The organism is Rhizobium sp. NFR12 (assembly GCF_900108545.1).
Classification (GTDB): Bacteria; Pseudomonadota; Alphaproteobacteria; order Rhizobiales; family Rhizobiaceae; genus Neorhizobium; species Neorhizobium soli.
This window is the reverse complement of sequence record NZ_FNWM01000001.1, coordinates 560,960-574,221: the sequence shown is the minus strand read 5'-3', so window position 1 is coordinate 574,221 and position 13,262 is coordinate 560,960. Positions and strand designations below refer to the sequence as shown.

Sequence of the window (13,262 nt, the reverse complement as noted above, 5' to 3'; positions counted from 1 at the left end):
AAGACCACGTGTTAGTGCAAATGAGTTGCGCGGTTTCGGCACGGGGGTAAGTGCGATGACAGCATCAATTTGGACGCGGTTTGCCAAGAACCGCGACGGAAATTTCGGCCTTATGACAGCGGTGCTCCTGCCCATCCTCCTGGGTTCGGCGGGCGTCGCGCTTGATTTCACCAATGCCATGCAGATCAAGAGCAAGATGCAGGGTCTGGCGGATTCCGCGGCACTGGCAGCTGCCTCATCGATGGCCCAGAAAGGCATGAACGAGAAGGACGCCCAGGAACTGGCGACCGACTACCTTGCCGGCCAGATCCTTGCCAATGGCATAGACGCGAACGCCACACCTGAAGAAAAGGCAGCGCAGCAGGAGGCGATCCGCAAGGCCACCGCCGTCAGCGCCAAAACCACCAACAACAGCGCTTCCAGCAAGGGCTATACGGTGGCGCTCAACACCAAGTACACGATGAAGCTGAACCCGATCACCAGCATGATCGGCGGCCAGTCCATCACGCTGAATATCGCGGCCACGGCATCCAGCAGTTCGGAAACGACCAACGGCATCTCGATGTACCTGGCGCTTGACCGGTCCGGCTCGATGTCCTTTGTCACCAGCGACAGGAATACACTGCGGTCCTACTGTGACAACTACACCAACGCTGACTGGCCGTCGGTCGCCTTCTACTGGCCCTGCTACATCCGCAAGATCGAGGCCCTGCAGACGGCGGCGACGGGGCTGTTCACGTCGCTGAAGACGTCCGACCCGAAAAATACGCTGATCCGTGTCGGTGCGGTTTCCTACACCGATGAGACGCAGTCTCCGACACCGATGACATGGGGTACGACCGAGGCTGCCAAGTACGTGGCGGCGCTTCCAAGCGTTCCGACCGGCGGCACCGATGCCAGCGGCGCGATGACCCTCGCACTGAATGCACTGAAATCGAGCAACACGACCGAGGCAACGGCGCATACGGCCAAGGGCAATGCCACCTTCAACCGCTACATCGTGCTGATGACGGATGGCGAGATGACCGGCAAAAGTGCCAACTGGAATCCGGCGCTGGACAGAACAGTGCGCAGCCAGTGCGAAACCGCCAAGGCCGATGGCATCAAGATCTTCACCGTTGCCTTCATGGCGCCGGACAAGGGCAAGTCGCTGCTGAGCACCTGCGCAAGCGCCAGCGACTACTATTACGAGCCTGAAGACATGACCGATCTCGTCAACGCGTTCGGCGATATCGCCAACAAGGCGGCAAAATCTGCGGTTCGCCTCACCAACTAGGCGGCAGTCTAAGTCTCTCGGAACGTTTGATTATTTGCAGAACCCCGTCCAACCGGCGGGGTTTTGCTTTTTTGCGATTTTACATGCCCATGACATATTTCAAGACCAATATCATTGCCCGTTGCAAGCGTTTCGTAACGGTGCATAACTGGTTTCCCAGATCTTCAACGAGGGTCCGAATCGGACGCAATTCTCACGCTTAACCAGAAAGTTAGCGCGACATGGACAAGACCTCTTCTAACGTCGAACTCCCCTTTCCGGCACCACGCAGCTCCCGGCCTGAAATCATGGCGGAGGAGATCATCGAGCGCCTGACCTATCGGATCGGCAAGGATGCGCAGGTCGCCAAGCCGCATGACTGGCTGACAGCAACGATCCTGGTGGTGCGCGACCGCATTATCGACCGGTGGATGGATTCGACCCGCAAGGTCTACAAGACAGGCGAGAAGCGCGTTTACTATCTATCGCTGGAATTCCTGATCGGCCGCCTGATGCGCGATGCCGTCAGCAATCTCGGCCTGATGTCGGAAATTCGCGATGCGCTGACATCGCTCGGCGTCGATGTGGCTGTCATTGCCGGCCTCGAACCCGATGCAGCCCTCGGCAACGGCGGCCTCGGCCGTCTCGCCGCCTGTTTCATGGAGAGCATGGCAACCGTCGAGATCCCGGCCTATGGCTACGGCATCCGCTACGTCCACGGCCTGTTCCGTCAGCAGATGGCCGATGGCTGGCAGGTGGAACTGCCGGAAACCTGGCTCGCCCACGGCAACCCCTGGGAATTCGAGCGCCGCGAAAGCTCCTACGAAATCGGCTTCGGCGGCACGGTGGACACGGTCGGCGGTTACGACGATGCGCCGCGCTATGTCTGGAAGCCGGCCGAACGCGTCATCGCCATGGCCTACGACACGCCGATCGTTGGCTGGCGTGGCAAGCGCGTCAACACGCTGCGCCTCTGGTCGGCCCAGCCGATCGATCCGATCTTGCTCGATGCCTTCAACGCCGGCGACCACATCGGTGCGCTGCGCGAAAGCAACAAGGCCGAAAGCCTCACCCGCGTCCTCTACCCGGCCGATGCCAATCCGGCCGGCCAGGAACTGCGCCTGCGCCAGGAATTCTTCTTCTCCTCGGCCTCGCTCCAGGACATCCTGCGCCGCCACCTGCAGCAGTATCCGGATTTCACCAATCTTCCCGACAAGGTCGCGATTCAGCTCAACGACACCCACCCGGCGATCTCGATCGGAGAACTGATGCGCCTTCTGGTCGACATCCACGGCGTGGATTTCGACGAGAGCTGGGAGATCGTCCGCAAGACCTTCTCCTACACCAATCACACGCTTCTGCCCGAGGCGCTGGAAAGCTGGCCGGTCCCGTTGTTCGAGCGCCTGCTGCCGCGCCACATGCAGCTCGTCTATGCGATCAACACCAAGATCTTGCTCGAAGCGCGCAAGCTGAAGAATTTCTCCGAAACCCAGATCCGTTCGATCTCGCTGATCGACGAGGGCGGCGAGCGCCGCGTGCGCATGGGCAACCTTGCCTTCGTCGGCTCGCATTCGATCAACGGCGTCTCGGCCCTGCATACGGACCTGATGAAGGTCACTGTGTTTCAGGACCTGCACACGCTCTATCCGACCCGCATCAACAACAAGACCAACGGCATCACCCCTCGCCGCTGGCTGATGCAGTGCAATCCGGGCCTCACATCGTTGATCCAGGACGCCATCGGCGACAAATTCCTTGATGACACCGAGGCGCTGACAGACCTTGAGAAATTCTCAAGCGACAGCTCGTTCCAGGACAAGTTTGCAGCGATCAAGCGCACCAACAAGATCGCACTCGCCAATCTGGTCGGCAGCCGCATGGGCATCAGGCTCGATCCGTCGGCCATGTTCGACATCCAGATCAAGCGCATCCACGAATACAAGCGCCAGCTCCTCAACATCATCGAGGCGGTAGCGCTCTACGACCAGATCCGCTCGCATCCGGAACTCGATTGGGTGCCGCGTGTCAAACTGTTCGCCGGCAAGGCGGCGCCGAGCTACCACAACGCCAAGCTGATCATCAAGCTCGCCAACGATGTGGCCCGCGTCATCAACAACGACCCGTCGGTGCGCGGTCTCCTGAAGATCGTCTTCATACCGAACTACAACGTGTCTCTCGCCGAGATCATGGTCCCCGCGGCCGATCTTTCCGAGCAGATCTCGACGGCCGGTATGGAAGCGTCGGGAACCGGCAACATGAAGTTTGCCCTGAACGGGGCACTGACGATCGGCACGCTCGACGGCGCCAATGTCGAAATGCGCGACCATGTCGGGGAAGACAACATCGTCATCTTCGGCCTGAAAGCCGACGAGGTGCAGAAGGTCCGCGACGAGGGCCACGATCCCCGCGCCGTTATCGACCAGTCTCCGGAACTTGCACAGGCCCTGAATGCCATCGCGACCGGCGTGTTCTCGCCGGATGACCGGTCGCGTTTCACGGTCCTGATGGACGGGATCTACAATCACGACTGGTTCATGGTTGCCGCCGACTTCGATGCTTACGCAGCAGCGCAGCGCAGCGTTGACCAAATCTGGTCGGACCCTAAATCATGGTATTCGAAGACTATTCTCAACACCGCCCGCATGGGTTGGTTCTCCTCCGATAGAACCATTCGCCAATACGCGTCGGAAATCTGGAGAGCCTGATGACAAAAGCGCCGCGTACGCTCGATGACGGGAGAGCTCCTGGAGAAATCCCGTTATCCGAGATCGAGGCGATTTTGGAAGGCAGGCATACAAACCTCTTTGCCGTTCTCGGCCTGCACAAGGTCGGGGACGTCTACAGGGTCCGCTGTTTCATCCCCGGCGCCGAGGCCGTCACGGCCACGGCGCTGAACGGCACGGAACTGGGCGAACTCACCTGCCGCCACGAAGCCGGTTATTTCGAAGGCATCGTCTCCGCCTCGCAACGCCAGCCCGTCCGTTACCGCGCCCGCCGCGTTGATGACGAGTGGGCGGTGACGGACCCCTACTCGTTCGGCCCGGTTCTGGGACCGATGGACGATTATTTCGTCCGCGAGGGATCGCATCTGCGCCTGTTCGACAAGATGGGCGCCCATCCCCTCAAGCACGAGGGCGTCGAGGGATATCATTTCGCCGTCTGGGCACCGAATGCCAAGCGCGTTTCCGTCGTCGGTGATTTCAACACCTGGGATGGCCGCCGCCACATCATGCGGCTGCGTCAAGACACCGGCATCTGGGAAATCTTTGCGCCCGATATCCTGGCTGGCACCCCCTACAAGTTCGAGATCGTCGGCAGCGACGGCGAAGTTCTGCCCCTCAAGGCCGACCCTTACGCCCGGCGCGCCGAAATGCGCCCTAAGACGGCGTCCGTCACCACGCCGGAACTGGTGCAGAAATGGGATGACGAAGCCCATCGGGAATTCTGGGAAAAGGCCGATCATCGCCGTCAGGCGATCTCGATCTACGAAGTGCACGCCGGTTCATGGCGCCGCAAGCAGGATGGTTCGTTCCTCTCCTGGGACGAACTTGCCGCCGAACTCATTCCCTACTGCACCGACATGGGTTTTACCCATATCGAATTCCTTCCGATCACCGAACATCCCTATGATCCGTCCTGGGGCTACCAGACCACCGGTCTCTATGCTCCGTCGGCCCGTTTCGGCGAGCCGGAAGGCTTTGCCCGCTTCGTCAACGGCTGCCACAAGGTCGGCATCGGCGTCATCCTCGACTGGGTGCCCGCCCACTTTCCGGTCGATGCGCACGGGCTTCGCCATTTCGACGGTACCGCACTCTACGAGCATGAAGATCCGCGCCAGGGTTTCCACCCCGACTGGAACACGGCGATCTACAATTTCGGCCGACTGGAAGTCCTGTCCTACCTCGTCAACAACGCGCTCTACTGGTCGGAGAAATTCCACCTCGATGGCCTGCGTGTCGATGCGGTTGCCTCGATGCTCTATCTCGACTATTCCCGCCGCGAGGGCGAATGGGTGCCGAACGAATATGGCGGCCGCGAGAACCTGGAATCTGTCCGCTTCCTGCAGAAGATGAACTCGCTTTCCTACGGCAATCATCCCGGTGTGATGACCATTGCCGAGGAATCCACATCCTGGCCGAAGGTCTCGGCGCCGGTCCACGAAGGCGGTCTCGGCTTCGGGTTCAAGTGGAACATGGGTTTCATGCATGACACGCTGAGCTATCTCGCGCGCGAGCCTGTTCACCGCAAGCATCACCACAGCGCCATCACCTTCGGCATGGTCTACGCCTATTCCGAAAATTTCGTCCTGCCGCTCAGCCATGATGAAGTCGTGCACGGCAAGGGGTCGCTGATCGCCAAGATGGCCGGCGACGACTGGCAGAAATTCGCCAATCTGCGCGCCTATTTTGGGTTCATGTGGGGTTATCCGGGCAAGAAGCTGCTGTTCATGGGCCAGGAATTTGCCCAGTGGAGCGAATGGAGCGAGGAGCGGTCGCTGGACTGGAACCTGCTGCAATACAGCCCGCACGAAGGCATGCGCCGTCTCGTCCGCGATCTGAACTTCTGCTACCGCTCCAAGCCCGCCCTGCATGCCCGCGATTGCGAGAGCGATGGGTTCCGCTGGCTGATTGCCGATGATGCCGAAAACTCCGTGTTTGCCTGGCTGCGTATGGCGCCGGGGGAAAAGCCGGTGGCGGTGATCACGAATTTTACCCCGGTCTACCGGGAAAATTACCGTATTCCCTTGCCAAGCGAGGGCAGATGGCGGGAAATCCTCAACACCGATGCCGAGATCTATGGCGGCACCGGCAAGGGGAATGGCGGACGCGTGCAGGCGGTGAATGCGGGAGGAACGATCACCGCCGACATCACGTTGCCGCCTCTGGCGACGATCATGCTGGAATTGCAATAACGACCGGGAGGGAGAACCATGAACGACAAACGCATACAGCCACTCTCACGCGACGCGATGGCCTATGTCCTGGCCGGCGGCCGCGGCAGTCGCCTGAAAGAACTGACGGATCGCCGCGCCAAGCCCGCGGTCTACTTCGGCGGCAAGGCGCGCATCATCGATTTCGCGCTGTCGAACGCGCTGAATTCCGGCATCCGCCGCATCGGCGTTGCGACCCAGTACAAGGCGCATTCGCTGATCCGCCACATGCAGCGCGGCTGGAACTTCCTGCGTTCAGAGCGCAATGAAAGCTTCGACATCCTGCCCGCCTCCCAGCGCGTTTCGGAAACGCAATGGTATGAAGGCACGGCCGACGCAGTGTTCCAGAACATCGACATCATCGAAGGCTACGCGCCGGAATACATGGTAATCCTTGCCGGCGACCACGTCTACAAGATGGACTACGAGTACATGCTGCAGCAGCACGTGAACTCCGGCGCCGACGTCACCGTCGGTTGCCTCGAGGTTCCGCGCATGGAAGCCACGGGCTTCGGCGTCATGCATGTCAACGAGAAGGACGAGATCATCGATTTCGTCGAAAAGCCGGCCGACCCACCGGGAATTCCCGGCAATCCGGATTTCGCGCTGGCCTCGATGGGCATCTACGTCTTCCACACCAAATTCCTGATCGAGGCGCTGAAACGCGACGCGGAAGCCGAAGGCTCCAGCCGGGACTTCGGCAAGGATATCATTCCCTATATCGTCGAGCACGGTAAGGCCGTCGCGCACCGCTTTGCCGATAGCTGCGTCCGGTCCGATTTCGAGCGCGAGCCCTACTGGCGCGATGCAGGGACGGTGGACGCATACTGGCAGGCCAATATCGACCTGACAGAAATCGTGCCCGGCCTTGATCTATACGACAAGTCCTGGCCGATCTGGACCTTCGGTGAAATTACCCCACCGGCAAAGTTTGTGCATGACGACGAAAACCGCCGCGGTTCGGCAACATCCTCGGTCATTTCCGGCGACTGCATCATTTCCGGTTCGTCGCTCAACCGAAGCCTGCTGTTTACCGGCGTGCGTGCCAATTCCTATTCCAAGCTCGAAGGCGCGGTTGTGCTGCCGAACGTGCGGATCGGACGGCGCGCCCAGCTTCGCGACGTCATCATCGACCACGGCGTGACCATTCCGGAAGGCCTGATCGTCGGGGAGGATCCGGAACTCGATGCCAAGCGCTTCCGCCGCACCGAGAGCGGTATCTGCCTGATCACCCAGGCGATGATCGACAAGCTCGAGCTGTGAACGGGATCCTCCGATGAATGTTCTGTCGGTCGCGTCCGAAGTCTTTCCGCTGGTGAAAACCGGCGGCCTTGCCGATGTGGCCGGCGCACTGCCGCTGGCACTCAAGAGCCAGGGCATCTCGGTGAAGACCCTGATGCCGGGCTATCCGGCTGTCATGCGGGTGCTGAAGGATGCAAAACTCGTCATGAGTTTCGACGACCTTCTCGGTGCCAGTGCCGATATCCTCGAAGTCACGCACCAGGGGCTAGATCTCCTGGTGCTCGACTGCCCCTTGTTCTTCGACAGGCCGGGCGGCCCCTATCTCGATCAGACGGGCAAGGACCATCCCGACAACTGGAGACGCTTCGCGGCACTGTCCAAGGCGGGTGCGATCATCGCGCAGGACGGTATCGCGGGCTGGCGGCCCGACATCGCACATGTCCATGACTGGCAGGCGGCCATGCTTCCGGCCTTTATGCGCTACTCGGAAACGCCCGAAATCCCGACGCTGATCACCATTCACAACATCGCGTTCCAGGGCATGTTCGGCGCCGATATCTTCCCCTTTCTCGGTCTGCCGGACCATGCCTTTGCGATGGACGGGATCGAATATTTCGGCGGCATCAGCTATTTGAAAGCCGGGCTGGAGACGAGCTGGGCAATCTCTACCGTTTCTCCCTCCTATGCCGAGGAAATTCTGAGCGGCGAATACGGCATGGGGCTCGAGGGTCTGCTCTCCCGCCGCTCCGTGGATCTGACGGGTATCGTCAACGGCATCGACGCTGAAATCTGGGACCCGGAAACCGACATCAACCTGCACACCCGCTACGGTGCCGGCAGCCTCAAGAGCCGCGCCGCCAACAAGCGGGCGATCGAGGAACGGTTCGGCCTCGTTGAAAGCGACGGTCCGCTGTTTTGCGTCATCTCCCGCCTCACCTCGCAGAAGGGCATGGATCTGCTGGCGCAGGAGATCGACAACCTTGTCGAAGCCGGCGGCAGGCTGGCGGTGCTCGGCTCCGGCGATCAGGCGCTCGAAACCGCATTTCACGCCGCTGCAGGCCGCCATCCGGGCAGCGTTTCGGTTCTGACCACCTATGACGAGCCGCTGTCGCACCTGCTTCAGGGCGGCTCCGATGCCATCATCATCCCCTCCCGGTTCGAGCCGTGTGGCCTTACCCAGCTCTACGGTCTGCGTTACGGCTGCATCCCGGTCGTTGCCCGCACCGGTGGCCTCAACGACACGGTCATCGACGCCAGCCCCGCCGCACTCGCTGCGAAGGCCGCAACCGGTGTCTCCTTCGGCCCGGCAACAGCCGACAATCTTGGCCGCGCCCTGCGCCGCGCCATCCGTCTCTACAAGGACCCTGATGTCTGGACGGAAATGCAGAAGCAGGGCATGAAATCCGACGTTTCCTGGGACAGGAGTGCTGGCCTCTATGCCGCGCTCTATTCCGATCTACTTGCAAGAAAAGGCATTTGAGATGATCAAAACCGTATCGACCACGCCCTATCAGGATCAGAAGCCTGGAACCTCCGGCCTGCGCAAGAAGGTGCCCGTCTTCGCCCAGGAAAACTACGCCGAAAACTTCATCCAGGCGATCTTCGACAGCCTCGAGGGGTTTGAAGGCAAGACGCTGGTGATCGGCGGCGACGGCCGCTATTACAACCGCGAAGTCATCCAGAGGGCGATCAAGATGGCCGCGGCTTCCGGCTTCGGCAAGGTCATGGTCGGCCAGGGCGGTATCCTGTCGACGCCGGCCGCTTCCAACATCATTCGCAAATACCACGCCTTCGGCGGCCTGATCCTGTCGGCCAGCCACAATCCCGGCGGCCCGAACGAAGATTTCGGCATCAAGTACAACACCGGCAATGGCGGCCCGGCGCCTGAAAAGATCACCGACGCGATCTATGCCCGCACCAAGGTGATCGACACCTACAAGATCGTCGACTCCGCCGATATCGACCTCGACGAAGTCGGAACGTTCAAGATCTCCGGAATGGAAGTCCAGGTCATCGATCCGGTCGCTGACTATGCCGAACTGATGGAGCAGCTGTTCGATTTCGTGGCAATCCGCGCCCTGCTTGCGAGCGGCGTCCGCATTGCTATCGATTCGATGGGCGCCGTCACAGGCCCCTATGCCGTGGAAATCTTCGAGAACCGGCTTGGCGCGCCCGAGGGCTCGGTACGCAACGCGATCCCGCTTCCCGACTTCGGCGGTCATCATCCGGACCCGAACCTTGTCCATGCCAAGGAACTCTATGACGACGTGATGAGTAAGAGCGGCCCGCATTTCGGTGCCGCCTCCGATGGCGACGGCGACCGCAACATGGTCGTCGGCAAGGGCATGTTCGTGACACCGTCGGACAGCCTGGCGATCATCGCAGCAAACGCGACGCTCGCACCGGGCTACGCCAAGGGTATTGCAGGCATTGCCCGTTCGATGCCGACAAGTGCGGCAGCCGACCGCGTGGCCGAAAAGCTGAAGATCGGCATGTACGAAACGCCGACCGGCTGGAAGTTCTTCGGCAATCTGCTCGATGCCGGCAAGGCCACCGTCTGCGGCGAGGAAAGCTTCGGCACCGGTTCCGACCACGTGAGAGAAAAGGACGGCCTCTGGGCGGTTCTGTTCTGGCTGAATATCATGGCAGCCAGAAACGAGAGCGTCGCTGAAATCGTCAAGTCGCATTGGGCCGAATACGGCCGCAACTACTATTCCCGCCACGACTACGAGGAAGTGGATTCGGATGCAGCGAACGCTCTCGTGGCGGCCCTGCGCGAAAAGCTCCCGACGCTCCCCGGCCAGACCTTCGGCGCACTCAAGGTCGAATTTGCTGACGATTTCGCCTATCTCGACCCGATCGACGGCTCCGTCTCGAAGAACCAGGGCATCCGCATCCTGTTCGAAGGTGGCTCACGCGTCGTGTTCCGCCTGTCGGGCACCGGCACGTCGGGTGCGACGATCCGCGTCTATGTCGAGCGCTACGAACCCGATGCCAGCCGCCACGACATCGAGACCCAGACGGCGCTTGCCGACCTGATCGCGGTGGCAGACGAGATTTCGGATCTCAAGAAGCGCTCCGGCCGGGATGCCCCGACGGTGATCACCTGATCGAGGCTGCCGGGTGACATTGCCCCTCATCCGGCGACAGCAACCTTCTCCCCGCAATCGGGGAGAAGGATTTGCCGCAGCGACACGGGACCCTACTTCCATAGGACACGTCTCTTCTTCCCACCAAGCGGAGAGAAGGCAGGCTGATTGTCAGCCGCGAACGCACGGTCGCTGGCGAAATGGATGAGCGATAAGGAACCCGATATGTCTCACGCACACGCTCAAAGACGCGGCGCTGTTCTCTTGGATAAGATGGCCGAATTCTCGGTCTGGTCGCAGCATGCGGAAAAGATAGAACTCTGCCTGTTCGATGCCGACGGCCAGACGGAAACCGCCCGCCACCCGATGACGCGCGGCGACGACAATCTCCACCGCATCGACCTTCCGTCGATCAGGCCCGGCCAGCGCTACGGTTTTCGTGCCCATGGCATCTACGATCCGGATAAAGGCCTCTGGTTCGACCCATGGAAACTGCTGGTCGATCCCTATGCAAAAGAACTCGACCGCCCATTCGTCTACGATCCGAAACTCTCCGAGTTCAACTTCGACACGGCCGACCTCGTGCCGAAGGCGATCGTCACGGAACACGTCGCAGCCAAGATCGAGGCACCGAGGTTTGCTCCCGGCGGCCTGATCTACGAAGTCGCCGTCCGACCCTTCACCATTCTCCATCCCGACGTGCCGGAAGAACTCAGAGGCACGGTTGCGGCGCTCGCGCATCCCTCGATCATTGCTCACCTCAAGAAGATCGGCGTCGACGCGATCGAGCTCATGCCGATCACCGCCTGGATCGACGAACGGCACCTGCCGCCGCTCGGCCTTACCAACGGCTGGGGCTACAATCCCATCGCCTTCATGGCGCTCGACCCGCGCCTTTGCCCGGGCGGGGTTGAGGAACTGCGCGACACCGTCACCGCCCTGCACGAGGCCGGCATCGGCGTCATCCTCGATCTCGTGTTCAACCATTCGGGCGAAAGCGATCGCTACGGCGCAACCCTGTCGATGCGCGGGATCGACAACCTCTCCTATTATCGTCATGCGCAGGACGAGCCTGGCCTTCTCATCAACGACACCGGCACCGGCAACACGCTCGCCTGCGACCATCCCGAAGTCCGGCGCCTGATCGTCGATACGCTGCGCCATTTCGTCATTCATGCAGGCGTCGACGGCTTCCGCTTCGATCTGGCGCCGATCCTCGGTCGCACCTCGAACGGTTTCGACGCCGATAGCGAAACGCTGACCGCGATGCTCGAAGACGAGGTCCTGAAAGACCGCGTCATGATCGCCGAACCCTGGGATATCGGCCCCGGCGGCTATCAGCTCGGCAATTTCCCGGAAAAATTCCTCGAGTGGAACGACCGCGCCCGCGACGACATCCGCCGTTACTGGCGCGGCGACGTGTGGACGACAGGCGCGCTCGCCACCCGGCTTGCAGGCTCGTCTGACCTTTTCTCCGGACACACGCGCACGGTCAATTTCCTCGCCGCCCATGACGGCTTCACGCTGATGGATCTCGTGTCCAACGAGGACAAACACAATGAGGCGAACGGCGAAGACAACCGCGACGGTCACGGCGACAACATGTCCTGGAACAACGGCACCGAAGGCGTGACCCGCGACCGCGATATCCTCGCCGACCGTCGAAGGGACGCCGAAGCCCTGCTCTCGACGCTGTTTGCCAGCCGAGGCACGATCATGCTGACGATGGGCGACGAGGCCGGCCGCTCCCAGCGCGGCAACAACAACGCCTATGCGCAGGATAACGAGATCACCTGGATGGACTGGACCACGCTCGACGAGGCGCTGGTCGAGCACACGGCAATGCTTTCAGCCCTCCGCAAGCGGTTCTCCGTATTCTCCGAAACCAGCCTGCTCACGGGCGATGGCGATATCGAATGGATCTCGCCAAGCGGCCAGCCGATGCAGGTGTCCGACTGGGAAAACCCCGCCAATCCGGTCCTCGGTTTCATGCTGAAAACCGACGATGCAACGACCGGAAAAGCCACGCGGCTCGCCATCATCGTCAACCGCGGCCACACCCCGCAAACCTTCGCCCTTCCCGGCCCGAACTGGCGTTGTTATCCTGATAACCAGCCGTGGGATACGGCACTTGCCCCCCGGTCGGTCAGCTTTTGCATCGAAAATTGATGCACTGCAAAAACCTGTCGCCAAGTCCTTCAAAGCCTGTAAGAGTCCGCATCACAACCAACGGAAAGAGCAGCGCATGCGTGAAATTTCCCTCGCCGATGTTGCAGGACTGGTCGGTCAGGAACTGGGTGTTTCCGACTGGATTACCGTCAACCAGACAATGATCGACCAGTTCGCCGATGCGACGCTCGATCATCAGTTTATCCACGTGGATCCAGAGCGCGCCAAGGCCGAAAGCCCATTCGGCGGCACCATCGCCCACGGCTTTCTGTCGCTGTCGCTGCTGTCGGCCATGAACTACGAGACCATGCCGAAAATCCGCGAACAGACGATGGGGATCAACTACGGGTTCGACAAGGTCCGCTTCATGTCGCCCGTCAAGAGTGGCGCGCGGGTCCGCGGCCACTTCACGCTGGCCGACAACCGCTTCCGCGGCGCCGGCATGCTGATGACCACATACGAGGTTTCGATCGAGATCGAGAACGAGAAAAAGCCAGCACTGACCGCCACATGGATCACCATCGTCCAGTTCGACCCGAAGGATCGGCCGGAAGACGCCTGAGTTACCTCCCGTTCA

Annotated in this window: 8 protein-coding genes; all 8 read left to right on the top strand. The window is 60.9% G+C overall.

All coding sequences use genetic code 11. The annotated features are described in order from the left end of the window. The first annotated feature begins 55 nt into the window (after positions 1-55). The gene (locus BLW69_RS02685; RefSeq protein WP_062461028.1) at positions 56-1,276 is read left to right on the top strand and encodes a vWA domain-containing protein; all 1,221 of its coding nucleotides are present in this window, start codon (positions 56-58) and stop codon (positions 1,274-1,276) included. Positions 1,277-1,497: 221 nt separating this feature from the next. Continuing rightward, the gene (locus tag BLW69_RS02680) at positions 1,498-3,960 is read left to right on the top strand and encodes a glycogen/starch/alpha-glucan phosphorylase (RefSeq protein ID WP_062461031.1); all 2,463 of its coding nucleotides are present in this window, start codon (positions 1,498-1,500) and stop codon (positions 3,958-3,960) included. Next, positions 3,960-6,167 (top strand): 1,4-alpha-glucan branching protein GlgB, encoded by a 2,208-nt coding sequence (gene glgB / locus BLW69_RS02675; protein ID WP_092659776.1) that lies wholly within the window; start codon positions 3,960-3,962, stop codon positions 6,165-6,167. The genes BLW69_RS02680 and glgB overlap by 1 nt, the downstream gene beginning before the upstream one ends. A gap of 18 nt (positions 6,168-6,185) precedes the next feature. Further along, positions 6,186-7,448 (top strand): glucose-1-phosphate adenylyltransferase, encoded by a 1,263-nt coding sequence (gene glgC, locus BLW69_RS02670; protein ID WP_062461037.1) that lies wholly within the window; start codon positions 6,186-6,188, stop codon positions 7,446-7,448. Positions 7,449-7,461: 13 nt separating this feature from the next. Continuing rightward, positions 7,462-8,907: a glycogen synthase GlgA gene (glgA, locus tag BLW69_RS02665; protein ID WP_092659774.1), complete on the top strand. Its 1,446-nt coding sequence runs from the start codon at positions 7,462-7,464 to the stop codon at positions 8,905-8,907. A 1-nt stretch (position 8,908) separates the two neighbouring features. Beyond that, on the top strand, positions 8,909-10,537 hold the full coding sequence (locus BLW69_RS02660; RefSeq protein WP_092659772.1) for an alpha-D-glucose phosphate-specific phosphoglucomutase: 1,629 nt from the start codon (positions 8,909-8,911) through the stop codon (positions 10,535-10,537). Between the two features lie 204 nt (positions 10,538-10,741). After that, the gene (glgX, locus tag BLW69_RS02655) at positions 10,742-12,685 is read left to right on the top strand and encodes a glycogen debranching protein GlgX (protein ID WP_092660988.1); all 1,944 of its coding nucleotides are present in this window, start codon (positions 10,742-10,744) and stop codon (positions 12,683-12,685) included. Between the two features lie 76 nt (positions 12,686-12,761). Beyond that, a complete protein-coding gene (locus tag BLW69_RS02650; protein WP_092659770.1) occupies positions 12,762-13,247 on the top strand; it encodes a MaoC family dehydratase in 486 nt (161 codons plus the stop codon). The last annotated feature ends 15 nt before the right edge of the window (positions 13,248-13,262 follow it).

What these genes read in the sequence shown, in the direction of transcription:
- BLW69_RS02685 (WP_062461028.1), top strand. Translation starts at nt 56, where the DNA reads ATGACAGCATCAATTTGGACGCGGTTTGCCAAGAACCGCGACGGAAAT.
- BLW69_RS02680 (WP_062461031.1), top strand. Translation starts at nt 1,498, where the DNA reads ATGGACAAGACCTCTTCTAACGTCGAACTCCCCTTTCCGGCACCACGC.
- glgB (WP_092659776.1), top strand. Translation starts at nt 3,960, where the DNA reads ATGACAAAAGCGCCGCGTACGCTCGATGACGGGAGAGCTCCTGGAGAA.
- glgC (WP_062461037.1), top strand. Translation starts at nt 6,186, where the DNA reads ATGAACGACAAACGCATACAGCCACTCTCACGCGACGCGATGGCCTAT.
- glgA (WP_092659774.1), top strand. Translation starts at nt 7,462, where the DNA reads ATGAATGTTCTGTCGGTCGCGTCCGAAGTCTTTCCGCTGGTGAAAACC.
- BLW69_RS02660 (WP_092659772.1), top strand. Translation starts at nt 8,909, where the DNA reads ATGATCAAAACCGTATCGACCACGCCCTATCAGGATCAGAAGCCTGGA.
- glgX (WP_092660988.1), top strand. Translation starts at nt 10,742, where the DNA reads ATGTCTCACGCACACGCTCAAAGACGCGGCGCTGTTCTCTTGGATAAG.
- BLW69_RS02650 (WP_092659770.1), top strand. Translation starts at nt 12,762, where the DNA reads ATGCGTGAAATTTCCCTCGCCGATGTTGCAGGACTGGTCGGTCAGGAA.